Annotated in this window: 16 protein-coding genes; 6 read left to right on the top strand and 10 right to left on the bottom strand. The window is 43.5% G+C overall.

The genetic code is table 11. The features are described 5' to 3' along the window. Window positions 1-11 precede the first annotated feature (11 nt). From BCU34_RS15215 to BCU34_RS15205, 3 genes are all read right to left on the bottom strand, one after another. Window positions 12-509: a GNAT family N-acetyltransferase gene (locus tag BCU34_RS15215; protein ID WP_102478902.1), complete on the bottom strand. Its 498-nt coding sequence runs from the start codon at window positions 507-509 to the stop codon at window positions 12-14. Between the two features lie 42 nt (window positions 510-551). Further along, the gene (locus BCU34_RS15210) at window positions 552-1,178 is read right to left on the bottom strand and encodes an HD domain-containing protein (RefSeq protein ID WP_102478901.1); all 627 of its coding nucleotides are present in this window, start codon (window positions 1,176-1,178) and stop codon (window positions 552-554) included. Between the two features lie 195 nt (window positions 1,179-1,373). Beyond that, entirely contained in the window at window positions 1,374-2,033 is a 660-nt protein-coding gene (locus BCU34_RS15205; RefSeq protein ID WP_102478900.1) for an HAD family hydrolase, read from the bottom strand. A gap of 412 nt (window positions 2,034-2,445) precedes the next feature. On the opposite strand from BCU34_RS15205, the gene BCU34_RS15200 reads away from it, so the two are divergent. Beyond that, entirely contained in the window at window positions 2,446-3,774 is a 1,329-nt protein-coding gene (locus BCU34_RS15200; RefSeq protein ID WP_004732879.1) for an anaerobic C4-dicarboxylate transporter, read from the top strand. Window positions 3,775-3,882: 108 nt separating this feature from the next. Here the strand turns inward: BCU34_RS15200 and BCU34_RS15195 are convergent, their stop codons facing one another. Next, window positions 3,883-4,206, bottom strand: a complete 324-nt coding sequence (locus BCU34_RS15195) for a DUF4144 domain-containing protein (protein WP_102478899.1) — start codon at window positions 4,204-4,206, stop codon at window positions 3,883-3,885. A gap of 263 nt (window positions 4,207-4,469) precedes the next feature. Between BCU34_RS15195 and BCU34_RS15190 the strand changes: the two genes are divergently transcribed. The 3 genes from BCU34_RS15190 (at window position 4,470) to BCU34_RS15180 (ending at window position 16,308) form a co-directional block, all read left to right on the top strand. Then, window positions 4,470-11,486, top strand: a complete 7,017-nt coding sequence (locus tag BCU34_RS15190) for a LamG domain-containing protein (RefSeq protein WP_133148523.1) — start codon at window positions 4,470-4,472, stop codon at window positions 11,484-11,486. A 20-nt stretch (window positions 11,487-11,506) separates the two neighbouring features. Beyond that, window positions 11,507-15,100 (top strand): RHS repeat domain-containing protein, encoded by a 3,594-nt coding sequence (locus BCU34_RS15185; RefSeq protein WP_240699918.1) that lies wholly within the window; start codon window positions 11,507-11,509, stop codon window positions 15,098-15,100. Window positions 15,101-15,801: 701 nt separating this feature from the next. Continuing rightward, window positions 15,802-16,308: a hypothetical protein gene (locus tag BCU34_RS15180; RefSeq protein WP_258185280.1), complete on the top strand. Its 507-nt coding sequence runs from the start codon at window positions 15,802-15,804 to the stop codon at window positions 16,306-16,308. Here BCU34_RS15180 and BCU34_RS15175 read toward each other — a convergent pair. The 5 genes from BCU34_RS15175 to BCU34_RS15155 all read right to left on the bottom strand — a co-directional run bounded on the left by BCU34_RS15175 (window position 16,229) and on the right by BCU34_RS15155 (window position 22,773). Beyond that, the gene (locus BCU34_RS15175; RefSeq protein ID WP_102478523.1) at window positions 16,229-17,026 is read right to left on the bottom strand and encodes a CLCA_X family protein; all 798 of its coding nucleotides are present in this window, start codon (window positions 17,024-17,026) and stop codon (window positions 16,229-16,231) included. The two genes, BCU34_RS15180 and BCU34_RS15175, sit on opposite strands and share 80 nt — an antisense overlap. 136 nt (window positions 17,027-17,162) lie before the next feature. Continuing rightward, a complete protein-coding gene (locus BCU34_RS15170; RefSeq protein WP_102433426.1) occupies window positions 17,163-17,864 on the bottom strand; it encodes a flavin reductase family protein in 702 nt (233 codons plus the stop codon). A 240-nt stretch (window positions 17,865-18,104) separates the two neighbouring features. Next, complete coding sequence (locus BCU34_RS15165) at window positions 18,105-19,175, bottom strand: hypothetical protein (protein ID WP_102433425.1); 1,071 nt, start codon at window positions 19,173-19,175, stop codon at window positions 18,105-18,107. 80 nt (window positions 19,176-19,255) lie between these two features. After that, window positions 19,256-20,869 carry an FAD-binding protein gene (locus BCU34_RS15160; RefSeq protein ID WP_102433424.1) on the bottom strand — a complete coding sequence of 538 codons (1,614 nt, stop codon included), beginning with the start codon at window positions 20,867-20,869 and terminating at the stop codon, window positions 19,256-19,258. A gap of 62 nt (window positions 20,870-20,931) precedes the next feature. Continuing rightward, on the bottom strand, window positions 20,932-22,773 hold the full coding sequence (locus tag BCU34_RS15155) for a carotenoid oxygenase family protein (protein ID WP_102478522.1): 1,842 nt from the start codon (window positions 22,771-22,773) through the stop codon (window positions 20,932-20,934). A gap of 385 nt (window positions 22,774-23,158) precedes the next feature. On the opposite strand from BCU34_RS15155, the gene BCU34_RS15150 reads away from it, so the two are divergent. Next, complete coding sequence (locus tag BCU34_RS15150; RefSeq protein WP_061015626.1) at window positions 23,159-23,566, top strand: hypothetical protein; 408 nt, start codon at window positions 23,159-23,161, stop codon at window positions 23,564-23,566. 68 nt (window positions 23,567-23,634) lie between these two features. Here the strand turns inward: BCU34_RS15150 and BCU34_RS15145 are convergent, their stop codons facing one another. Continuing rightward, entirely contained in the window at window positions 23,635-25,077 is a 1,443-nt protein-coding gene (locus tag BCU34_RS15145; RefSeq protein WP_102478521.1) for an N-acylglucosamine 2-epimerase, read from the bottom strand. A 232-nt stretch (window positions 25,078-25,309) separates the two neighbouring features. Here BCU34_RS15145 and BCU34_RS15140 point away from each other — a divergent pair, with 232 nt between their 5' ends. Beyond that, window positions 25,310-25,858 (top strand): DUF2975 domain-containing protein, encoded by a 549-nt coding sequence (locus BCU34_RS15140; protein ID WP_102478520.1) that lies wholly within the window; start codon window positions 25,310-25,312, stop codon window positions 25,856-25,858. The last annotated feature ends 3 nt before the right edge of the window (window positions 25,859-25,861 follow it).

Raw genomic sequence — 25,861 nt, 5'->3', positions numbered from 1 at the left:
ATGAAAGCCAATTAAGAGATCTTTAATTCCATCTGATACAAGGGCCATGTTTTACCATTAAATTCTTTAACGCTTGGCTCTTTGTCGACCACCTCAAAGCCCGCTTTGTCGTAGCAGCGTTTTGCGCCGTGGTTTTGCTTGAATACGGCCAAGGTGATGGTGGTGACATTCGGTATTTCTTTCGCCGCCTTTAAGGCCGTTTCAAGCATCGATTGTCCTAACCCTTTGCCTCGTTGGTTTGGGTGAATAGCAACTCGGCAGAAACGAAGTTCATTGTCTGACATGCGTTGAAACTCCATAAAACCGAGCAAGTCATTGGTATTCGAGTTAGTGCTAGACGTGGAGAATGTGTAAAGCTCGACATGGGGCTCTTGAGAACGTTCGATGATGGAAGAGGCTTCTAACGGCCAACCAAAGGTTCGTCCTCCCCACAGTACGTAGTCTTCGAGGGATGTGAACCAAGTGACGATCTCGTCGGCGTCGGATGCTTTAAAGCGGTTTATTTCCATATCCTTGTCTCCTCCTTATGGTGTGTCTCTTTTTCTAAACCATTAAACTTCCGTACTCAACTGCTCAAGAAAGCCACGCATATAGTCAGTGCGCTTGTTGGCTTCTAACTTGGCGGATTCTGTATTCATGGTTTCAGCGAGCTTAAACAGCTTCACGTAGAAATGGTCGACGCTGTAATGCTTGTCGTCCAAGTCTCGATGTTCAGCGAACGGGTCTTGATGGTTATAGAGTTCGGCATTAAAGCTCTGACCCACGTACAGGCAACGAGCAATGCCAATCGCACCAAGAGAATCGAGACGATCAGCATCTTGGACGACTTGAGCTTCCAAAGTTTCTGGTGTGATGTTGGCGCTGTAGCTGTGCGTGACAATCGCATGATGGATTTCATCCAGATAGGACGCAGGATAGTCGATAGATTTAAGGAAAGAGATCGCCTTGTCTGCTGCCATTTGCGAGCTTTTGGCTCTGTCTGGGTGGTTCTTCGGGAAGGTGAAGCAGTCATGAAGATAAGCGGCAGGCAGAACGATTTCAAGCTTAGCCTGTTCTTGAACCCATAAAGCCTTAGCGGTTTTAACGACGCGCTTAATGTGGCTAATGTCGTGCGCTGCATCTTGTGTCATTTCTCGTTGTGCAAAATCAAGCAGTTGGTCTTCAAACTTTTCCTTCACGCGTCTCTTTCTCCATATGTAGACGTTAGCAATCTTGTTGATCACCTAGCATTTATTTCACATCGACTTTAACAGTTTCAAGCGCGAGTTTTTATCTTTTATAAAAGGAATACCAACAAAAAAACCGACTCTGTGAGTCGGCTTAATAGAGGGGCTTATCTACGTTGATAAAGCATTATCAACGGCAGTCAGAGCTTAAGCTGCAGCTTGTTGAAGCTGTGCTAGCACATCATGCAGAGAAGGGCTGATGGTGTGACCAAGCGCTTTTACTTCGTCACATGGCTCTACTAAATCAGGGATCTGGAAGCTGATCATGTTGGCTGCCATAGAAGCGCGAATGCCGTTGTTTGAATCTTCAAACGCCAAGCAAGTTTCAGGCGCAACACCTAGGCGTTCTGCCGCCAGCAAGTAAATTTCTGGGTGAGGCTTACCGTGAGTCACTTCGCAGCCTGTGCTTAGTGAAGTGAAGTAAGAATCTAGGCCTGCTAACTCAAGCTTCTTCTTGGCGATATCTAGTTGAGTTGAGGTTGCTACCGCGATTGGAATGTCATTCGACTTTAGCCACTCCAGCAACTCAATTACGCCATCTTTTACCGGGATTGCTTGGTTTTTAACAATCGCACTGTAGCGGGTTCGCCATTCGTTATTCAGCGCTGGGTAGTCTAGGTTTTGACCGTAACCATTTCGAAAAATCTGTTCGATGGTTTTTGCATTACAACCAATGATGCCTAGGTAAACATCTTGCAAAAACGGAACACCTTGCGCGTGACATGCTTCTTCAAATACCTGCATACAAAGTCGCTCGGTGTCGAGCAGCAGTCCATCCATATCAAAAATAGCAGCTTGAAAATTCATATACGTGGTTCTTTATGTGTTGTCGTCGTGAGGGCGAGTATTTTGACACAGTGTCTAGGGATAGGCGAGTCAGTGTTTAGTAAGAACGAGCCCAATTAGCTTAAGGAATGTGCCTATAGGTGAGTTGGGGGCTGATTGATTTGCGCTGAAATAATATCGTTCAGTTATGAGCTTGATATTTTATAGGCCATATAGATCTAATAGAAACAATTGTGATTATCCCACATAACAAATCTAGGTCTTGCGCCTGGCTTCTTATTACATTTCATAAACTTACAGGCGTGTTAGCGTGACCGTAATCTTATAAAAAACAATTAACGGGAGCCTGCAATCATAGTGTGACCAAGCAATAAGTAAATGGCTGAGCTTAGGGAGAAAATAACATTAGTCCACATTTTTAGCAGGGTTGCTTATGTTGTATTTTGAGTTTCTATTTTTATTAGTCGTCCTTTATATCGGGTCTCGGTATGGCGGTATTGGCTTAGGTGTTGTTTCTGGTATTGGTTTGGTAATCGAGGTGTTTGTCTTCAAGATGCCACCAACGTCTCCACCTGTCACCGTAATGTTGATCATCCTCGCCGTTGTTACTTGTGCTTCGATACTCGAAGCGGCTGGTGGCTTAAAATACATGCTGCAAGTGGCGGAAAGGGTGCTGAGAAAGAACCCGAAACGCGTCACCTTGATAGCACCGTTCGTGACTTACTCGATGACTTTCCTATTGGGTACTGGCCATGCGGTTTACTCCATCATGCCAATCATCGGCGATGTTGCGTTGAAGAATGGTATTCGTCCTGAGCGCCCGATGGCGGCGGCGTCTGTTGCCTCTCAACTGGCGATTACGGCATCTCCAATCTCGGCTGCTGTGGTGTATTACCTCGCGCAACTTTCTGATATTCAACATTCTATTACTCTGCTTTCTATTCTGATGGTGACGGTTCCTGCAACGCTGTTCGGCACACTTTTGCTTTCTCTGTATAGCTTGAAACGCGGTAAAGAGCTGAACGATGATCCTGAATACCAAGCGCGTCTAAAAGATCCTGAGTGGAAAAAGCGTATCGAAAGCACCACAGCGACGTCTTTGGATGAAGTGCTGCCAACTTCGGCTCGTAATGCGGTTTTGATTTTCCTACTGTCAATTGTCGTGATTGTTATCGTGGCGATGGTGCCTGAGATCAGAACCATCGTAGACGGCGACAAGCCAATCAAGATGTCGGTGATCATTCAAATGATGATGCTCTGCTTCGGCGGTATCATCTTGCTGGCAACCAAAACTGACCCGCGAGATGTGCCAAACGGCGTGGTATTCAAATCGGGTATGGTGGCAGCGATTGCTATCTTTGGTATCGCATGGATGTCGGATACTTACTTCCAATACGCAATGCCTCAGTTTAAATCTGGCATCGTGGAAATGGTGACCAACTACCCATGGACGTTCGCACTGGCGCTATTCATCGTATCGGTTGTGGTGAACTCGCAAGCTGCAACTGCACGAATGATGTTGCCTGTTGGCCTTGGTTTAGGGTTGGATCCAGCGCTGCTTATCGGTTTGATGCCAGCAGTGTACGGCTACTTCTTCATCCCGAACTATCCATCAGATATCGCTACGGTGAACTTCGATGTGTCTGGTACCACTAAGATTGGTAAGTGGTACTTCAACCACTCATTCATGTCGGTTGGTTTAATTGGTGTGGTCGGCGCATGTTGCTTAGGTTATGCACTGGCTCAGATTTTTATCGCTTAATGTATTAACTCTTTTTTTGAAATAGCCAAGACAACAACGAAAAACAGCGCCTAAATTGGCGCTGTTTTTGTTTTAACAGGTTTAGTTTATTAGCTTTAAGGAGAGCTATTAACGTTGCTCAAAAGCCAGTGACTGAATCGCTTCTTCTATCGTCAGAAAGTGGATCTTCATCAGGCACACTTCAGCTTTCTGAAACTCGTGGTTTCGAATCAGTTTGGTCACGCTTTCAACCGAATATTGGTCTGCTCGTTTAGCTAGAGACAGTTGGTTCGAGTGCGATTTAAGCGAGTAGCTGTCTCCCTCTGAGTCGATGAGGTGATCATCATCGCCCAAGATCATGTCTGAGCATTCAGCCTGAAAATCTTGTTCTGACGCGACGTAAATAAGCTCATCGTCACCGTCGAGTTTTACCAAAGATGGCCAACTGATCATTACTGCCTCTAATATCATGTGTGTTGAAATGTATGTCTGGACTATAAACACTTTTGAAGCTTAAGTCAGGTATTAGTGATTTATCCTATAGAAAGAACAATAAACTACTGCTCGTTGTTTGATTTGTAATTAACTTTCGATAAATATAACGTTGATGATTCGATTATAATTAACAGTTATAACTATATAAATTAAATTGATTGGGATTTTGTGAGGTTTTTAAATAGCATTTAACAATGATTATTCTAACCTGAGTTTTATTCGTGACTTTTATTAATATCTCATTAAAGACGTTGATGCTATATCTCTTCCTTGGTTTTTTCTACATTAATGCAAGTCAAGTAGAATATAGATACAATCTACGTGGAGAATTAATCAATGAAAAAGCCGATAATGAATTTAACTATTATGCTGTTGATGCTCTTGGTAATCGTCTAAGTATAAGCAAAGGCGAGTTTTCTTCAGACCTTAACCCTATCACACTGACTGCTCCGGATAATTATTCGATAAAAAACTTGTCACAATCCATTACTTTTACTTGGTTACCAATTAAAGGCGCTTCCTATTACGATTTTTGGTTTGGCGATGAACCAGGAAAATTACGTCAATTTAAAACTGGTATCACAGCTACTTCACTAAAGTTGGATTTTTCTCATATTTCAGATAGCCATTCTAGATATTGGAACGTTGTCGCGCATGATGGAAAAGGCGCTAACTCCAAAAGTCCAATTTATACTTTTTCTGCACTAGATAGTGATCGAGACCAATTGCCCGATCACATCGAAGACAAGCTATGCATGTCTTCGCAAACCCCCGATTCTGATAATGATGGCCTTTTAGATAGTCAAGAAATGCGTTTTGGTGAATCAATAATTATGACCTCACTTCCTTGCTTACAAGATAGTGATTTTGATGGAATCGAAGACGCGTATGAAGTTGAAGCTGGCAGTGATCCTATGGTGGTTGATAGCTATCGAGGAGATAACTGGTCGCATTATGTTGATTGGATTGCGAAGAAACATGAGCAACAGCAACTGGAAGTTATATCCGAACGCAGATTGTTAGATGTAAGAAATACCAATGGTTATGCAATTTCTGGGTTTGCTCCAGGTAGTGAAGCGATGAGTATGACTTACTGGGTTAAACACGCTGAAAGTCACGAACAACAGACAATGGGTAGTGACGATGATAGTGGTCGTCGGTTCTATGCCGGTATTGATCAAGAAAATAGTGTCACGTTCGGTGTTGGAAATAAAGCTGTCACGTTAAGTAAAGTGAAGATTGAGGATGAGGATTGGACGCATGTCGCTTTGGTCTATTTAAACTCTGTGGCAGAAATATATATTAATGGTCAATTAAAACACACGATGAGATCTTTGGCATTTAAAGAAGCCAGCCAATATGCCCTTTGGATTGGTGCTCGTCATCACAAGCGAGCTTGGCAACCAGAAAGTATTGAGGGGGTGATCGATAATCTTAGTGTTTGGAATGTAGCGCTATCAAAACAAGATGTCGAAAAAAGCATGTTTAGTCTTGACAGAGTGACAAGTAATAACTTACTTGGTTTTTACGACTTTAATGAAAGCCGCGGCGAATGGGTCAAAAATAGAGTAACGAATAAGTTTGACCTGAAGCTAGTGGCTGGAGCGAAGTTGAAGCTTGAAGAAAACTATATCGACTCAGATAGTGACGGTATACCTGATATATTCGAGAGTGCTCTGTGTAGTGATAGTTATAACTCAGACAGTGATGCGGATGGCATTCCTGACGGTGAAGAGCTAGGTATTGGTTCATCGTTAGATGTGACTTCCAATCCATGCAATGCGGACACTGACAACGATGGTATTGCAGATGGCTTTGAGTATCTCCACTCAATGAATCCAGCGCTGAACGATGCGCTGAAAAGTAATTTAGGTTCAAAGAACAGTTATTGGCAGAAGTATGTTTCTTATGTTGAAAAGAGAGACAGTGAGGTTCAGGTTATTGAAGAAGATAGGCACTTCGATGTAGCAGGCAGCAATACTTATGCTATTTCTGGATTGTCGAATAATAAAGAAGACTTTTCCTTAATGTACTGGTTTAAACCTAAGGACAAATCCGAACAATATTCTGGATTTAACGGTAAAGGGGGGCACCAAACAAAATTAGGAATCGATTTCAATAACACCATAAAAGGAATTATTAATACTTCTTCTTATCTTGGGAGAGTCAACCCAAATATTACTATTGATAATTGGCATCATTTTGCTTTCGTTTGGGATTCTAACACTTATACCACACAAGTATATCTTGATGGAAATTTAGCTTACTCGAGTCGTGTGCCAACTTGGTTTAATAGAAAAGAGATACTCGCGATATGGATCGGAGCATTGAATGATTCGAGTCAGCCGAAATATTTCATGAATGGCATTCTTGATAACGTGCAGATTTGGAATCAAACCCTGGAGCAACATCAGGTTCGTCGCTACATGACCGAAGCGCCTCAAGTAAACACTCAAGGGCTTGTTGCATCCTATGATTTTTCTAAATCGCGTGGTGACTGGGTAATGAATCAAGTGAGTGGTCGCTTTGATCTCAAGTTGACCGATGTTACTCGCTTAAAACCAGAAGACAAAGAACGAGACAGTGATGGCGATGGCCTTTCTGATGCTTTTGAATTAGGGAAATGCTTAGACGTATATAGTAGTGATAGTGATGAGGATGGAATTTTAGATAAAAATGAACTGACACCCTTGGCATCTTTAAAGTCTACAGACCCTTGTATTAGTGATACCGATAACGATGGTATTGATGACAAGTTTGAGCAAGATAATGGTATGGATCCAACAAAACATGACCTTGACGTATTAAATGATAAAGAGATTGCCAACTGGGAAACCTATGCCGAAGAGAGTGTGAGTCGCCTATTAGATCAAGACAAAAAAGTGCAACACTTAGATGGTGAGTTGAACCTGTCGAACAGTTTAGGTTATGCAATTTCTGATATTCAACGAGAGAAGAACGCCGACGAAACTACATTGATGTATTGGTTTAAGCCAAGCAAGCAGGGTTTAGATCAATTTAGTGGTGTACAAACTGATATGTATAAAGGCAGTTACCTGGGTGTTAGTGGAAATGATAAACCGCTAGTTCGTTCAAATTATCAAGAACTTCAATCAGATATTACGATCAAATCAGGTCAATGGATCCACTTGGCGATTGTTATCTCTCAAAGTACCCAAAAGTTTTTTGTTAACGGGCAATTAGAGCAAATTATTGATAAACGAAATAAAAATTTTGAGTCCTCTTATACACTTTGGTTTGGCGCGGTTAATTACAAAGGCTTGGATGTGAAACATCAAAATGGTCAAGTTGATGATATTCAGCTTTGGAATAAGGCTCTTAACCAAAAGGATATAATCAATTACATGCGTAAGCGTCCTGATAGCACTAACGAAAACCTTGTCGCTTGGTATGACTTCTCAAATCATCTTGGTGCTTGGGTTAAAAATAGGGCAAATGGGAAATATGATCTGAAATTGGTGAAGGGTGCACATATCATTGAATCTGAGCAAACTAACGACAGTGACAGAGATGGGTTAAGCGACGAGTTTGAAGCGACTTATTGTACTGATCCTGAAGTGTTAGACAGTGATGGTGACGGCCTTAGTGATGGTGACGAACTCAATCAAGGTTTTCTTATCAATGGCCAAAAGTTCACCACTAACCCTTGCTCCTCTGATACTGACAATGATGGTATTGATGATGCGTTTGAAATTAGCAATGGTATGAACCCTACATTAGCCGATGGCCATCTTATTAATGCTGAAGTTAATAAGCCAAACTGGGATAGGTATGTTGAATATATAAACCGCAGTGATGCATTTCAATCTGCCAGCGAGCAAACTGTGCCGGGAGTATTCGACGTCGAAGGTTCAAAAGGGTACGCCATTACAGGTTACTACCCGGCATCTCACCCAGTCACTATTATGTTTTGGTACAAACCCGATGAAAAACTTTTTGTTTACGATCAATCACTTTCTGGTGTGACGGATGTGAACAGTAGCTCATCACTAGCGTTGGGCCAAAGTATGTACGGTGTTATGTATAGGACTAAGAAGTATGGTGAGCAAGCTTATGACCATAACTTAGTTAATGAGCAGTGGAATCATATAGCATTGACTATTGGTGGTGAGTTCACAACGCTTTATGTCAATGGGCAACAAGCACTGCTAAGTAAGAACACTCTAACGTCGATTGCTTATCCCTTTTTCTTAGGCGCGGCCAATTTTGAAGGATTAGCTAGGCGACATATGAATGGCAAATTGGATAACGTCATGAAGTGGCAACGTGAACTCACACGTGAAGAAGTCCGCCGTTTTATGATCACGTCGCCGAATCCTGAGTCAGACAGTACCCTAGAATGGTTGTATCGCTTTGACGACACTAAAAATGGTTGGGTCAAGAATGAAGTGACTAATCTGTACGATCTGAAGCTCGTTCATGGCGCCAAAATTTCAGCAGATCGCCCTTTTGTTGATTTAGATAAGGATGGGTTGGATGACAAGTTAGAACTTGCAAGCTGTTTAGATGAAACCCAAGCTGACACAGACGGTGATGGTCTATTGGATGGTCAGGAATATGGGGTCAATTCCCAATATTTAACAATTACAGACCCCTGTTTATGGGACAGTGATAGGGATAATATTCCGGATGATTTTGAGTTAGAACAAAACAGTGATCCGCTTCAGAGTAACGCAGGGAAAAGTTCTGTAAATCATCCCAATTTGAGCCTTTGGGAAGCTTACGCCCAGCATCAAGTTGAACAGTTGTCACAAGACGACATCATTGAGTCCTCACGTTCTTTGCAGTTAACGGATAACAATGGGTACGCAATTACCAATCACTTCTCGTTGTCGCATGACATGACGTTGATGTTTTGGGTTAAGTATCAGCCAAGTAAAGAGCAAAGATCAGGGAACATGGATACACATAAACTTGGTTTTTCATACGATAAAGTAAAATATGGTGACGAGCGCAGCACATCATATACTGCCGCAAAACTTAATTCGGATGAATGGGCACATTTAGCTCTCGTCTTGTCAAATCAAGGAAAAGCAAAATTATACTTTAACGGGCAACTCGTAGATGAAAAATACCCAACGCGCGCAGACTTACCGAATGTGTGGGCCACCTACCTTGGAGCCGTTAATGATGTAGGCTTCTCTAAAGAACATATGAAGGGGTTACTTGATAATGTTGGTATTTGGGAGCGGTCATTAAACGCAACTGAAATTTACCAGTATATGTTTACTGCGCCCAAAGCTTCGGATAGCAATCTTGCTGCATGGTATGACTTTACTCACTCCCAAGGTGATTGGGTGAAAAATAAAGCAACAGGACGATACGATCTCAAATTAACGCAAGGCGCTTACTTAGTTGCTGAGCCAACAGACGAAGATACTGATGGCGATGGCCTTGTAAACCGATTAGAGTTAGCTTTTTGTACTGATGGGTTAACGGCTGATAGCGACGGTGATGGCGTTAATGATGGTGATGAACTCTCAGTTGGCAAACCATTCATTTTGATTACTAACCCTTGCGATCCTGACAGTGATAATGATGGCTTGACGGATGACTTTGAGCGTTCTCACGGTAGTGATGGCTTGATTACTGATGCTAATTTTGACAGCAATGGCAACGGTATTTCCAACTGGGATGAATATCGAAAGATACAAACAGAGCAATTGCCTGAAACAGTGGTCGAATTTGGCGCCTTGTCGGCGAGTAAAGGTTATGCAATTACGTCTTTCTTCCCAGAAAACGGTGATTCAACCTTAATGTATTGGTTTAAATCAACCAGTGAAGAATCACAGTTATCCGGTGTAAGTGAAACTGCCGACCAGCATTATTACGTTGGAATTCAGTATGCGCAGAAGAAGTTCGCATGGGGTGAAGACAAATCGAGTGGTTATTCTTTTAGAGAGGCGGAATACTCGACGGATGATTGGAACCACATCGCGTTAGTCATAAATGATGATCATATTCAACTATACCTCAATGGACAATTAACAAAAGAAACAATACGTTCTTGGTCGACGATTTCTGCTCCCTTCGAACATGCACTTTGGTTGGGCGCTTTGAATAAGTCGGGAATGGCTTCTGATTTTTACACTGGCCTTATTGATAACGTGCAGATATGGGACAGAGCCTTGTCTGAACCAGAACTCCACCGCTTCATGGCGCTGCATCCTAAGGAGCATATCGAGGGTTTAATCGCGTCTTATGACTTTTCGTCGGTGAAAGGAGAATGGGTAAAAAATCACGCCAATGATCAATTCGACCTAAAGTTGGTCGATGACATTGAGCTTGAAAGTCATCAAGTCAATGACACTGACTTAGATACTATCCCGGATTACGTTGAAGCGAAAATGTGTGTTGATGCCACAACAAACGATACCGATCACGATGGATTATCCGATCGACAAGAATTAGAAATACTTGTCTCTGCATGCGATCCAGATATAGATGGGGATAGCATGTTCGATGGGTTTGAGCTTGAAGAAGGGAGCGCTTTGCGTGTTAGGGATGGCAACAAAGATAGCAATAGTGATGGTATCACCAATTGGTATTCATTTACTGATTGGTACAAAGCAGTAAAGTTGGCTCAAGGAGAGCAAGGTATATCTATATCGAGTGGTGTACTGCAATTGGATGGTAACAAAAATAGCTACGTTGTAACGGGGATTTATCCTAATTCTGAAGACAAAACATTAATGTTTGATATCAAGTTTAACCAACTTAAGGGGCTGTTACAGTACGTTGGTTCTGATGACAATAATAAACATCGTTTTTACATTGGTTTAAATAAAAACGGTGATTTGAGTTACGGCGTTGGTGATGAAAGTCGAAATAATAGTGCTAGTTTAAATAGTGAACAATGGTATCACTTTACTCTTCGATACCAAGCCCCTAACGCTCAAGCATATATTGATGGTCAGTTAGTTGGGACCTTATCGAATATTCGTTTTAGCGGGCAGAGTACGGAGCCTATTACATTTGGGGGGGCTTATCCTGTAAATGCTCAGATTGACAACGTGCAACTCTGGAACCGAGCGCTTACGGATGAAGAATTAATAAATCGTAGGTCGAAGGTGTCGAGTGGACCTGAGTCGTCACTTGCTATGCACTACGATTTCGAATTCAGATTGGGTCCTTTGATAATGAACAAAGCTACCAATAAGTTAGATGCGTTACTCTCGGCAGAAAGCCTTCTAATTGAAACTCCGTTAAACCCATAAATCCGATTAAGGAAACTTAGATGCTTTTGGCAATTTTTGTCGCGCTTGCAATCGTATTGTTAGCGTTACTGCAGTCGTGTGCGCCTGCTGTTGAACCACCTACAGGCCCTTTAGGGCCAAATAGTTCATACGAACAAGGTCAAGGTCAAGCTCAAAAAGGGGGGGAATCAGGAGATGATTGCCATTCTCCGAGAGGAGCACCAATATGGCACTTTGACTTCAATAATCTCAACCTCGTTGTTCAAGATACGCCAATCTGGTTTGATTCGGCGTATGGACCTAATATTGAATTCACATTAACTTACAATGCGCTTGGAAAAGAAAATACAAATAATTCGGTTGGTTCTCGATGGTCCCATAGTTACAGTGACTATATAACCCAACCGAATGAATCTAATTCGCTAGTTCTGTTTGCGGGAACAGGACGCGTCGATGAATACCAACAAATTGGTACTAACTATGTTTTAAATTCACAATCGCTTCTGTCAGGAGAAGCGACTTTGCTGCCTCGGTTGAGTGTTGAAGATGGCGTGATTAAGGCGACTTACGTTGACGGCAGTTACAAAACGTTCACTCACGTGGAAAGTGGCGACTACCGATTAAGTTCCACGGTCGATCAAAGCGGTAACGCACTTAAGTTTGCTTACCAAGACGACCAGTTAACGAGTGTGACTAACGCATTAGATCAATCTCTGACTTTTAGTTATAACCAGGCCAAGCAAATTGTCTCGGTGAAAGGCCCGACGGGGTATCAAGCTCACTTCAACTATAACCAGAAAGGTGAATTAATCTCGCTTGAGGACATGCAAGGGTACTCCGCAGATATCACTTATGATGAGATGGGGATAATCTCGTCAATCACTGATGCTAAGGGACAAACCCAATTTATTGTTGAGCTAGGCAACGCTGATTCAAATCGGGTAGATGAATATCCAGCACCTGGTGACCCAATGGGAATGAGTAGCCGAGTGACTGCGATAAATCCGCTGGGTTATAAAGAGGAGTTTTTCTACAACTCAGAAACAGGCAAAGCGTGGTACATCTCACCAGAGCACTACATCAATTACGTGGATGTTAATGTTAACAATGACCAACCCGACGTTCCTAAAACTGTCTATGACTATCAGCGGTTCTCCAAAGGTTATTCTCGTGTTCAACAGGTTACTAGACCGGATGGTACATGGACTCGTTTCGAATACGATCAAAATCGTAATCTATCCAAAACTGTTTATTCAGATGGTAATTCCGTAAAGTATCGCAATAACTCGTTTGGTAAAGTTGTGGAGTTTACTGATACGCTCAATAACAGCACGATCTATGTTTACGATGATCGTCAAAACTTAATTAAAGCTGTCACGCCGACAGGCGAAAAGGGTTTTGAATACAGCCAAAATAACTTACTGATTGGTGCTACTAATTTAAACGGTGTTAAAACTCGCTATAAATACAACGACCAAGGGCAGTTATTACAAGTAACGGCTGCTGACGGTAACGTTGTCGACTTTGGTTATTCATCTGGGCGACTCGACTCGATTGTTAGTCAGGGTAAGGCGCTGGCGTCATATCAATATGATGAGCTAGGGCGCGTAACACAAGTTATTGATATACATGGTAACGCCACGCAGTATCGTTATGACCGAATTAACCAACTCACTCATGTCAGCGGAGAGGGAAATCGTGATACTGAGATTGTTTATGGGAGTTGTCCTCGTCTTGTAGAGAGCGAAACCCTTCCGGGAGGTCGAACTTACCAATATCAATATAATTCAGCAAAGCAACTGGTAGCGGTTATTGACCCTATGTTGGGCGTTACACGGTTAAAACGAGATGCTGCAGGACGCACTACGGCTTTAATTGACGCCAATCAAAATAAAACAGAATTTGAATATAACGCCGTGGGTCAGCTTACAACGAAGCGTTACGCAGATGGCAGCGCGCTAAAAATTGATTACCAGCAAGGTTATATCAACAGCACCACTAATGCTCGAGGCGTTAAAAAGTCTTTTCATTACAATGAAAATAACCAACTGACTCGTGTAAGTTATGGCGACGCTACACCAGAAGTTTCCTATCAATATAATTCGTTGGGAGAGCTGGCATCAGTCTCTGATGGCCAAGGTCTGACACAATATTCTTATTTCTCGGACGGTAAAGTTGAGAGCATTGATGGCCCTTGGGACAACGATACCATTGAACTTGGGTTTGATAAGTTGAATCGATTGTCTTCATTGATGTTGGATGGAGATAACAACGGTGAGTACAAGTACGACGCTCTGGGTCGACTAAAGCAAGTTTCGGCACTGGAACAGGTCTTTGAACTCACCTACGATGATTCGCCTGATAATGTTTCGGCTGACTTAACTTACCCCAATGGTATCAAGCAAGTGTTGAGCTTTGACAATATTGGCGATCTCTCCAAGCTCGAATACCGAAAAGGCGTGAATACAATCGGCAAGTTTGTTTTCGGTTTTGACGTTGCAGGTAAACTCACCCAATTAGAGTCTAACGAACCGCTCCTTCTAGAGCGCCCACAAACACAAGCCACGTACAATTCGCTTAACCAAATTTCCTCGTGGGATGGCGACAGCAGCGCTTTTGTTTATGATGCTGATGGAAACTTAGTACAAGGCTTATTGCCAGGTGAGACTCCTTTTGAAGCAGACTATGACGCTGAAAACAGACTGACCGCGATTCGTTTTGAGAAAAGTGGCACTCAGATTGAAGAACGATTTGAGTATGGTCACGATCATTTTCTAAGAGTGTATCAGCGTTTTGAAAGCAATATTAAAACCTTAGAGAAACGCTTTGTTCGCTTAGGCCTGATTGAGCTTCAAGAGCGTGACAGCGAGAACAACGTATTAGCAAACAATATATGGCGACCAGATAGAAAAGGCGGTGTCGCTGGGTTATTAATGCGTCAGCAGAGCCAGCAAAATATCTATTACATGACTAACCATCTCGGTCACGTCTATGGTGTGTTTGACCAAGCAGGCGAAAGACTCAGCCAACGAGGTTATTCGCCATACGGGCAAGTAAGTGGTGATGGTTTCACTCTACAGCCGTTTGGTATGTCGACCAAACGTTCAGATTTTGAAAGTGGATTAGTTTATTTTGGTTATCGCTTCTATATGCCAAACTTGGGCCGCTGGCTAAACCGCGACCCACTGCAAGAGCAAGGCGGGATTAACCTCTATGCGTATGTGGATGGTGACCCGTTAGGGTATGTGGATCCGGATGGTAGATTTTCTGTAACGGTTAGCTACTACCCAGGTGGGGTTGGTGGTGGGGTTACCTATGGGTATGATCCTAAATCAGGAAAGCAATGGTTTGAAGGAGAGCTAGGTGTTGGCATGGGAGGAAAGTTAAGTGTTGACCCAAATGGTAATAATGATAGAGATAAATGCGGCCCATATGGTGGAGTAAGAGCGCAATGGGATGTAAAAATCGGAGGAATCGGTGTAGGAGGTAAAACAGAGTCGGATGGTTTGGATGTGAGTGAATCGAAAGATAATAGTTTATTTGACCTAGACCTTGCTACAGATGCGATGGGAGTCAACGATTTGAATGTTTCAGTTGGAGGGAGTGTAAATGTATACGGTGGATTTGTTTTTTAAGATAGGAGTAACAACAAGTTGAGTGTTTTAGAAATTTTTCGCTTTGTTTTTCCATTGTCATCCTTTATATGTGGAGTTGTACTGTTTCTTTCCCCACTTATTTTAAAAATGTTTAGAACTGACAAAGGTAAAGTTGGCCCTAGAGACTTCACAATGCTGTTTAGTAAAAAAGAGTTTTTGAATGAACAAGGGATTTTGATTAGGGAAAGGTTGCGACTAACCATTAACTGGTCATTTCTTATTTCATTGCTGTCTTTTTTGGTTATTATTTATGAACAATATGTGGTTGTTATTTAGAATTTTTTGTCTAGTCAATTCTGTTTTTCACTTAACAGTATTGATGGGGTATAACAATGATTATATCGTTGATGAAATAGGTAGTTTACTAATATCTTTAGTATGCGCACTTGGTTTTTTTGCTTCCTTTTATGACAGGTATAATAAGTACTCTGCATTGCTCGTATTTGCCTCTTTTATATTGGCGAATTGGTACTATGCTTAACCAAATTTCCTCTTGAGATGGCAACAGCGACGCTTTTGGTTACGATGCTGATGGGAATTTGATTCGAGGCCTTTTACCAAATTAGATTCCATTTGTCACAGACTATGATGCTGAGAACAGACTGACCGCGATTCGTTTTGAGAAAAGTGGCACTCAGATTGAGGAACGATTTGAGTATGGTCACGATCATTTTCTAAGAGTGTATCAGCGTTTTGAAAGCAATATTAAAACCTTAGAGAAACGCTTTGTTCGCTTAGGCCTGATTGAGCTTCAAGAGTGTGACAGCGAGAACAGCGTATTAGCAAACAATATATGGCGACCAGATAGAAAAGGCGGTGTCGCTGGGTTATTAATGCGTCAGCAGAGCCAGCAAAATATCTATTACATGACTAACCATCTCGGTCACGTCTATGGTGTGTTTGACCAAGCAGGCGAAAGACTCAGCCAACGAGGTTATTCGCCATACGGGCAAGTAAGTGGTGATGGTTTCACTCTACAGCCGTTTGGTGTGTCGGCCAAACGCTCAGATTTTGAAAGTGGATTAGTTTATTTGGTTATCGCTTCTATATATCCAGTTCGGGGTGCTGGCTTAACCTCTGATTGTAAGGAAGGCGCCATGTTTTGTCTTAGCGCGATTTACTTAAAGAGCGGCCTAGCGGTGCAAAGTACCCTTGTATCGCGTTGTAGATTTCCTCTCTATGCGTGAGGTCTGGATAGAGGGGGTACATATCAGGCTTGGTTGTGCCATCGACTAGATAAGCGTTCTTGATCTCTGAACAGGATTCAATCACCGACTCAAAAGCTCGCGCCATCATCTCTGTGGGCAAGGAGAAGTAACGAGCAGACATCGCTTTGTCGGCAATAACGCTGCGCGCCACGTAATCGTGTTTATCCAAGTTGTTGTCGCTGAGCAATGTGGCGTCAAACAGAGACATCAAACTTTCGTTTAATGGATGAGGTCTTACTTTTCTATCGTGTAACCAACAATCACTGGCGAACAAAATGTGTTTTCGAGGGCCAGAGGTATCACCAATTTCAAACGCCTTTTCAGCAATGTAGTGGTCAAACGCATGCCAGAACTCATGCGCTAACGCACCTGCCCCTGCGTTTTTAGCGAGGGCTAATTCTCTTTGGTTTGGCGCGTAGTGTGCTTGTACACCCTTTCTGCCACCACTGCCGAACGCTAAGCCTAATGTGCCACGCAAGCCAATTGCTTCTGGTGGCAAAGCCAAGATGTAAGCCAAATCTGCTAGCGAATCGAATATCAGATTCGCAGCGAGCTCTTTCTCTTCTTTTGTTACCCAAGCGCCCACACGAATGCTGCCCATACCGAAGGTCTGTTTGATGTCCATGAAAGACACCTGATCGCCATGTCGGTAGTTTGGGCCTTTGCGCGTTTTGTATTTAAAGTGAGCTAACTTCAAAGGGGTCCTTGGAGAAAGAGGTTAGGTGGAATTTAAGTGGAGTGTTTTTATCGGATGCTGGGCATTGAACCATATTCTTAAAACACACCGTTATGAACCGTATTTAAGAACGAAAGTTAGCACCTTTGTGAGTAAATTACCGAACAAAATGAGTTAGGTTGTGTTCGAAAGCTTCCCACGAGGTTGGGGTGCCTTCGTGAGTCAGCGGAAATAGAGACTTGTCTGGCTTGGCATAACTTAAGCGATGAAGCCTTTGCGTGACATGGTAGCTGTCTAGCCCTGAAATCGTGACTAAATCTAGTGCTTCTAAATCAAGGTAGCCATCCGGCATCACGGCACGTTTGGGTGCTTGAATCGTAATGACCTCTCCAATCAACATTTGCGTTTGATTGCTTTCAATCGATATCTGTTCTTTCAAAACTAACCCTATTTTGAGACTGCTTTCTAAAACAAATGGAGCAGATAATACATCATCGTAATAGGGCGTGAGACCAACTGCGTTAAATTCGGAGATTGATTTAGGATAACGAGCGGAAGTTTGATGGGCTTTTTGAACAAAGTCAGCACCGATACTATTGATGGTGAAGTGCTGAGTTTCTAAGATGTTCTCTAATGTATGGCGGCGACTTTCTGTTGGTCGGACTATGAAGCCAAGCAAAGGTGGATTCGACCCTAGGTGAACAACAGAGCTCACCACAGCAAGATTTTCTAGCCCTTGTTTATCGCACGTACCAATTAGGTTGGCGCTTTTGAATCCTGATAAGGAGTTGATTAAGCGAGCGCGTTCTCGCTGATCCATTGTTTGGATATCTTGTCTTGAAAGGGTCATGTCCTTCATATCTTTCTCTTCCTACTTGATTAAATGAACCTGCGTTTTATGAGCTTATATGTACGAACATGGGCTTTTTATCGATCAGGAAAATTATCCGTTTCGTGAGCTACCATTACGTCTGCATGAAAGGTGAGTCTTTTGGGGTTACTGGAACTGATTGGAAGGTGTTAAGTTGTGGAGTAGCACCAAGAAAGTACTACTCCGTTGTTGTTTTGTTTGAAGCACCTGTTGTGTATTCAAACCGATCTACAGTGATGCATTTTGAATATCATCCAAGGCATCGCAATAGAAAGGTCCACTGAACTCCAACAAGGCTTGCGGCATCTCGATGGTTTCGGCCAAAACGTTGTGCTCGTATAAAGAAACATTGACCGAAGCCTTCATTGATTTCATGTACTTCTGCTCTCCGCCAAAGATAATTACAGAAGGGAAGGCTAACGGGTAAAAGCTTTCCAGTTCGGATTTTACTTCCATGACCATCTTGTACTTAATTTTGTTCATTTCGAATTTTAAGTATCCTGCGCAGGAATCGACCTCTCTTTTCAGTGAAATATTGCCAATCGCCGGGTAGAAGATCAGGTCATAATTAGGTGAGATATAGCGGCCAGCCCACAGTTCAATATTAGAACTCCCAACTTTTGCGCCTGTAAACATGTAGTAGAGTTCATCAGAAAGTCCCATGGTGTAGATCATTCCTGCGCTAGACTCTTTGTCGTACCACCCTTTATCAAGCTGAGCGTATCCGCTTCCAAACAGAGATTGCTCACCATCGTAGAAACTGTACTGAATCGGCGTGCCAACGGTGTAAAGAAACCATTTACCTCCGACTCCCGGCAATTCAGGAATAATACCGAAAGGCGTTTGTCCCGGATTTCTGCCACGCCAATAATGAGCATGTTCGCCATCCCAACGCATCGAGAATTGAAAGTCTTCGAAAGTTACATTCAGTGTTTCTTTATTGGCGACGACAATCCCCGGTATTTCGTAATGGAACTGTTCCGAGTCGTCAAAACCACGGAGGATTAACTCATCACGAAAGATGTCGTATTTCACTGTCTTGCCGTTGACCGGTGTAAACGCGAGATGCACGTATGCCTTAGGCGTTGGGTCAGAAAAGTCTGGAGCAATGTAGGTTTGTAGGCTGACTTTAAAGTAGCCGACCTCTGGGACGGCGATATTATAGAACCATTGTTCAGCCCAAGTTTGTTGCGATGATGGAGTATGAGGGCGTATATCCTCGAGTGTGGTAGCAAACCCTTGTGCTACGAACAGGCAGCAACATGCTAGCCCTAAACGCAGTAGTTGGCAGAGGTTCATTGAAGTGATGTCCTTTGTTGAATCTTTTGGAAAAGCGAGTGTCAGGCATAGAGCACAGTGCTATATGCCTGACGAGCCGGTTATTTTCGGCATATGCGTGCGTCAGTGAAGTAGAGCCCTGACTGACAAGTCGTCCCTGATTGGCAGTGAGCATCTTCTTCACAGTAACATTCGCCGCGCACGTTACATCCTGGTTTTAGATAATCTTCTAATGGCGTTTCACCACTCACACGCTCCCAGAATGGGTTGGTGAAGGTATCGAAAGGGTCCAGCTCCGCTTTGGCTTGCAAGAACTCAGGCCACATCGGGAAGCGAGAGGGCATGTCCTCAAAAATAGCGACTGAGTTTTTACCCCAGTGTGGTCGCGCATCATATTTTCGTAGCGACATTTGCTCGATTTCTAGGTTCACGAAGTAGTTTTTAGGCTCTTTCTTGCCCTCTTTACGTAGTGTGTATTCAATGCCGACGAAAGCGGTATCTCGTCCTGCGCTCATTCCTAAATAACTGTCGGAAGCTTTACCAAATCGGAAGTAAATACCATTGAGCGGGAAGCAAGTACGTGGGTGAGCATCGACGATTTGGCGGACATCATTGATCCAGTTTGGCAGGCGTTCAATGTCGATAGCGACTTCTTGAAGCGCGATAGGCAGACGATCCCAGATACATTTGTTCGGGTCTTTGCATTCGAAGTACTGCATTTGGTCAGAATAGCCGATAGGTTCATCAACTGCCTTACCTGTGACACTGTCTCTGAAGTAGGACTTTGCTCGGCCATTGTAACGAGCGACGGCAGCAAGACATTGCAAACCAGCACCTGGGAATTCGTGTGCGGCATTAAACAGTAGCCCGAAGAAAAATTCCTCAGCATCCGTGACATCGGCTTGTGCATTGTAGGCTTGGCCTTCTGTCTCGATTGGAACGGGGTTGTAAAGTGTTGTGGTGTAACGCCCTAGACCGGGGAACCATGCGATGTTCGCTGAGTAGTTGTTGTGTGCAATATCCAGTATTACGTCTTCAAGGTTGGAATCATCTCGATAACCGGTGACTTCTGCTTTCACTTTAAAGGCATCTTCAAGCTTTAATGTCGCTTCAACCACTACGCCAAGCACACCAAGGTTCACTCTTGCGGCGTCCAGTAAATCGCCCTCAAGTACTCTGACTTCGCCTTGCCCATCAACAACTTTAAGCTGGGTAACGTAGTCAGCGAGCATGTTGCTTGGTCTATCTAATGTAGAGCCGTGTGTACCACTGCCCAGCATGCCACCAACGGTAAAGATAGCTAACTCCGTCACCATGTTGATCGCATAACCTTGCCCGCGTAAGAAGTCATTGAGATCGTTGAACCGCATACCAGCTTCAACGGTGACGGTCTTATTTGTTGCATCGAAGTGGACGATCTTATTCATATTCTTCAGAGTGATTTGAACTTGGTCGTCACCGGCACAAGCGGCATCGATTTGGCTTGCGAACTTGCGATTTCCCGTCATCACTTTTTTACCGCGTATCAGAGCGTCTTGGACGATGTTTTGTACTTCATCAATAGAACTTGGGTCGTAGATCGCTTCGGGGTGGCAAGTGTATGTTCCTTGGTAGTTCGAAATCTCTCTTTCCGGCTCATTGGAATGAAGAGAGAAAGCTGTCCCCATTACGGCAGCAAGCAAAGCGTTACCAAGTACCATGGTTTTTATTTTCATTAAGACTTCCTTGTGGTTTAGTCGAAGTTGATTTTTAAAGGTGGTTTTCTTCATCGAATGGATTAGCCAAATCGAGGCAGAATGTGTTGTTGAATGACTTCTTGAACAGCGCTGCGATGACTTGATAAACGTGAACTGAAGAAGTCTCCTACGTTGGCTTTATAGGCATCGGCAGGTCTCGGGCCTATCTCTGCCACCCAGAGCGCATGATTCGTAGTCGCAAAGTTGAGTTGCGGGTGCCCTAAGATCGCTAATGGGCCTTGTGCTAAGTTTTGTGCGTCAAAGATCCAGATCTCTTTGCCATTTCCAATGCCATGAGTAGGGTGACTACGAACCACGGCTGTGAATATGTAGCCGTCGTCTTGAGCGGTGCTGTTAGGGCGAGCCATAAACTGAGGTGTTCGCATCACACAATCTGAGGGAAATTGATACGCATCGGCGAGATTCATCGAAAGGCAGTCCATGTGCACGAGAGCCGAGGGTTGGTCGGTTTCAGGTAATGAATCGTTGGTGAACCTTCTATTGGGGTAGTGCTCATACGCCTCTGCGACACGCTTAATGACATGGTCTTTGCGATAGCCAACGGCAGCCCAATAAATATGTTCAAATTGCTCTGGGAACTGGAAGTGTCCACGGTACGCGGGATCATTCATATCCCAAAAAAGTTGGTCGTCTCGTATCAGCCTGAAGTCTTCATTTATCTGTCGAACGGATTGTGACTGAACTTGGATCCTTGCGCGTACTAAGCCGCCGACATCAATAGGTGCTGCCGGATAACCTGCCAATTGACTCGGAGTTCTTCCACCAAATAATCGCTTATCGCGTGTGTATTGGGGCTCCGATTTGTCCATCGCTCCTAGGTATTGGCCATATAGGGTGATTTCGTTTTCATGGTCATCGTAGTTACACATGATGTCTGAGGTATCGAAATCCAGTTCTAGGTAGTCGGCAAACACATAATTGAACTCGGGATTGAGATCTTTCTTGCGAATTATCCAAGTTGGAGTTCGATGTTGCTGAGCATAAACCGACGATATACCGAGCATACGTAATGGTTCGACTTGCGCTGCAGTTTCAAATACGAGGATGTGGTGGCGCGTTACACCCAGCGAGTGAGCGGTTGCGACGATAAAGGCGGGCTTACCGTTACGACCAATAATGTTCCAGCCTTGTAAAGGGCTTTGCTTATCCCATTTCAAAAGCCGTATAAATTCATTTTTAGTACCCGTGTTGGAAATGTTTCCACCGTAGTTAATCGTGAAACATTCATCCGACTCGAGATCAAAATATGGATGGCCTGTGGTACGTACTTGTGGAAACAGCCATTTGTCAGGAATAAAAGGGCTCATCCAAGGTGGAAGACTGCTCTGCCACTCATCATAGTGACCAATCGGTGTGATCAGGTCTAAGCTGAGCGCATCAAATTCGTAGGGAACCCCACCTTCGTAGCTGAGCGCGAATCGGTTGTCACCTAGGTAGTTGGGCGCGGTATTACAATAGTTGACGAATCCCATCGTCGGGCTGTAATAAGCCATACCACCAAGTAGTTTAAAGCTGTCATAGCCATACGAGATATGCTGTTGCATGATGGCTGACGGGGTATCAATCATCTTACGCAAGAAAGAAACTTTGCTTGGCGAAAAGTCGAGACGGGTTAGAGCGCCGCGACCGTTCGGACTCAGGTGGTCTGGCTCTAATGGTATTCCTTCAGAAAAAAACACATGGCCATGGATATCAGCTGGCAACTCTCCACTAATAAGGTGCAAATCTCCCGAGGTTGCGCTGCGCCCAGCTTGCATAATTGAGACCGGAAATAAGGAAGGGGTGTTGTCTTGCGAAGCCAAAAGTTGGGTTGGCACAAAGGCAGCCCCTGCTACGCTTTTCAAAAATGTACGTCTTTTCATTGCTCTGACTTATATGTTTACCCATGCATATAAACAAAGTAGGTGAGTTTTATTGGCTAGAATGAGTAATGTACAAAACTATGAAAGAGTGCAAAGAAGTCGTGTAATTTGACGGGTGAATTACACGGGTTAATATCAATAAGCTATTGATTTAAATGTTTTTAATTTCGTTTTTCTTGCGTTTGGTTTGGCGAATTTTAACGGTGTGATTAGCTCTTATTTAGTTTCTAACGCCAATATTTGAAGAGAGGGTGCTTCTTGATGCGTGGCACCAATACTTTCTTTAGCAATGTATTTAAAGACTTGAGATAAGTTAATTTGCTATTGCAGCCATTCGCTATTGAGCGATACCATATAGGGCTGTTTCTTTGGTAAAGATGTAATTATGTCAGATGAAAAACTCGCACTCGAATGGATGCGCCAACAAGCTCATAAAGTTGACCCATACGTTATCGAACCATCGTTTGATGAATGCGTTGAGTTGCTTGATCCTGCCTTCAAGAAGGGCAAGAGTGTTGCGCAGTTAAAGTATCTGTTATCAGAAGCGGATCGTAGAGCTGGCGCGGCAGAACGCAAACATGCGGCTTTAAAATATGCCAAAGAGAAAAGCCCAAATGCAGGTCAGATCCTGCGTTTGCAAAGCAAGCTTCAACAAGTTCAGTTGGCTCTCAAACTTGCTACTGGCGACAGCAACATGACCATCTCTCAGTTCTGTTCTGAATATGATGTGACCAAGCGTGACGGTAACACGGCATGGAATGAAAAGCTGGTTGAGCAGGGTAAAAGAAAGTAGTCATTCAAAAGCCTGAAAATTGCTTTTCAGGCTTTGCTGTTAGTCCGCTTATTCAGAGCGCCCCCACGCTAAGGTCGAATGTTATTGAAGCTGACCTTCTGCGTTCCATCGCCTTGATTCTCCAGCTTAACTACATCTCCTTGATAGTAATACGGTTCCATTGGCATTTCGCTGTTAGCTTCTCTAGCGTAGTAAAGGGTTGCTGGCTTAGCAGCAACTTGCTGAGCGTATAAATAGCCAATCAAAGCGTGCTCAAATTGATGGTAGCCATTGCCCCAATGAAAAGCCTTGGTGCGCTTAGGTTCAAGCCCTACGCCTCCGTATTGATGATCAACCCACACATCATGAAAGGTAGGTAAGGTGTATTGTAGGGTTTCTTTCATTGAACCATCGATAAGCGATACCGTCATCGCAGCTTGGTCGAGCTCTGCCCATTCCCATGATGAAGCCCAGTTTGTGTTCGGTCTGCTTTGCCAGCCAGTAATCTCTTGTCCTTTCCATGCGCTCTGAAGCTGCTCACCAAAGTAGTTGGATACATTGGCAAAGTCTTTTTGATATTGCGCCTGAGCGAGAGTGTGTTTCATGCCACCCAAACCAAACTGCGACCATTCTGCATTTTCTAATGCATGACCGGTTAGGTAGGTCATCCAATACGCTTTGATAGTGTGCCCAAAATCGTTGTGATTGGCATTCGGCATCATCGCTGCTTTGTCGTGAATTGCACCGTAGAATCGATGTTCATCTTCAGAGTGATAGTGATCAATCATGGCTTGCGTGAGCCAGTGTAAGTCATCAAGCCATTTTGATTTAACAGGCTCTTGCAGTAGAGGGGCGACTAACAACATGTAACCGTTAATTTGATCAAGTTGTGCGACAAGCTCGCGTCGTTCTGCACTGCCATCCTCACCGTCAGCAAGTACCCATGCAAGACCGCTGTTGTCGCTAAGCCGATATTTATCAAAGATAAAAGATTGTTGGGCGATGAGTGCCTGTTCTACCTTTTTGTCTTGGGTCAGGTAGTAGTACATGGCAAGGCCGACCAACGCATACGCTTGATCTTGAGAGGTACGTTGCTGCCAATCCTGGCCTGCTTTTCCCTCTTTTGTGTAGCCAATAAAGCCGCCATTTTGCGTATCTTCAAGATGGTCAATGATGTAGTAGGCACCTTGCTTAGCTAACTCTAACGCCTGCTTGTCTCCGGTAAGATGGTAGAGCACGCCATAGGCATAGGTTTGACGTGACTTCATGCGCGTAAATTCTTTGCCAAAATGTGGCGTGATCCAGCCTTTGTTCAGCTCAGGGCACACATCGGAAACATCGAGCAAGGTACCGTCATCACAGCGGAAAGTAGGGAAGTTGCCTATCGGTTGCCCTTGAGCGCTAGGCATCAACCAGTACGGTGCTAACCCTTCAGTAGCATGATTGATCCAGTCTTCACCAGAAGGAAGAGGTGCGTTGGCAGATACGGCGAAGCTAGTAACACTGAGTAATGCGATCGTTGCTCGTAACATGATGTTTATCTTAACTATTTGAATTTAGTTGAATATAAACAATCATATCTGCACATTGTGATTCGGCGATCACAATCGACCAAATTATTGTGGTGTAGATGAAGGACTATGCGGGTCTCACTCGTCAAATGTTGTAAATAAGTAATAAGTTATCGCTTATCGATAATTTTTTGTTGATCATCGTTTGTTTTGATCTTAGTATCCTCCTGTCAACTCAACAGGAACATTAACTATGTCTAAAATCCAAAAACAAAGCCGACGTGTCCGTATGCTATTGCAGTCCTTTCTTGTACTTACTCCTATCATGGTGTGCTACTTTTGGTTAACCGTTGAGACTCCCTATGACTTTATAAGTGCGACAGGCATTTTTTATCTCACTTATGACATCGGGAGTTACACGATGTTGCCGCTTAATATGACAACAAGAATGATTGCTGCGTTCACAAGCTTAGCGATGTCTAGCATCCTGATATACGCACTAGTAGTTCTGATACGTTTATTCCGCAACTATGAGCGAGGCGAGATCTTCTCACTAGAAAATGCACTGTCTTACCAGAAGCTCGGGTATAGCTTGTTCTATTGGGTATTCGGCTCCGTTATCTATGGCTCATTGATGTCAGTGATTTTGTCGTTCAATAATCCACCAGGTGAGCGTATCTTTGCGATTAGTTTTGAGGGAATGGACTTTTTGACACTTATATTAGGTATAATTATTTTGATCATCTCATGGGTGATGAAAGAAGGTTATATTCTGGCTGATGAGCACAGCCAAACGACTTAAAGG

Origin of the sequence: Vibrio sp. 10N.286.45.E10, assembly GCF_002874195.2 — a bacterium.
Classification (GTDB): domain Bacteria; phylum Pseudomonadota; class Gammaproteobacteria; order Enterobacterales; family Vibrionaceae; genus Vibrio; species Vibrio crassostreae.
Note: the sequence above shows the minus strand (reverse complement) of the source record. Positions and strands in the feature narration are given on the sequence as shown.

Excerpts from the sequence above, each read along its gene's own strand:
- BCU34_RS15215 (WP_102478902.1), bottom strand. The coding sequence starts at position 509 with ATGGAAATAAACCGCTTTAAAGCATCCGACGCCGACGAGATCGTCACT.
- BCU34_RS15205 (WP_102478900.1), bottom strand. The coding sequence starts at position 2,033 with ATGAATTTTCAAGCTGCTATTTTTGATATGGATGGACTGCTGCTCGAC.
- BCU34_RS15200 (WP_004732879.1), top strand. The coding sequence starts at position 2,446 with ATGTTGTATTTTGAGTTTCTATTTTTATTAGTCGTCCTTTATATCGGG.
- BCU34_RS15195 (WP_102478899.1), bottom strand. The coding sequence starts at position 4,206 with ATGATCAGTTGGCCATCTTTGGTAAAACTCGACGGTGACGATGAGCTT.
- BCU34_RS15185 (WP_240699918.1), top strand. The coding sequence starts at position 11,507 with ATGCTTTTGGCAATTTTTGTCGCGCTTGCAATCGTATTGTTAGCGTTA.
- BCU34_RS15170 (WP_102433426.1), bottom strand. The coding sequence starts at position 17,864 with ATGAAGGACATGACCCTTTCAAGACAAGATATCCAAACAATGGATCAG.
- BCU34_RS15165 (WP_102433425.1), bottom strand. The coding sequence starts at position 19,175 with ATGAACCTCTGCCAACTACTGCGTTTAGGGCTAGCATGTTGCTGCCTG.
- BCU34_RS15160 (WP_102433424.1), bottom strand. The coding sequence starts at position 20,869 with ATGAAAATAAAAACCATGGTACTTGGTAACGCTTTGCTTGCTGCCGTA.
- BCU34_RS15155 (WP_102478522.1), bottom strand. The coding sequence starts at position 22,773 with ATGAAAAGACGTACATTTTTGAAAAGCGTAGCAGGGGCTGCCTTTGTG.
- BCU34_RS15150 (WP_061015626.1), top strand. The coding sequence starts at position 23,159 with ATGTCAGATGAAAAACTCGCACTCGAATGGATGCGCCAACAAGCTCAT.
- BCU34_RS15145 (WP_102478521.1), bottom strand. The coding sequence starts at position 25,077 with ATGTTACGAGCAACGATCGCATTACTCAGTGTTACTAGCTTCGCCGTA.
- BCU34_RS15140 (WP_102478520.1), top strand. The coding sequence starts at position 25,310 with ATGTCTAAAATCCAAAAACAAAGCCGACGTGTCCGTATGCTATTGCAG.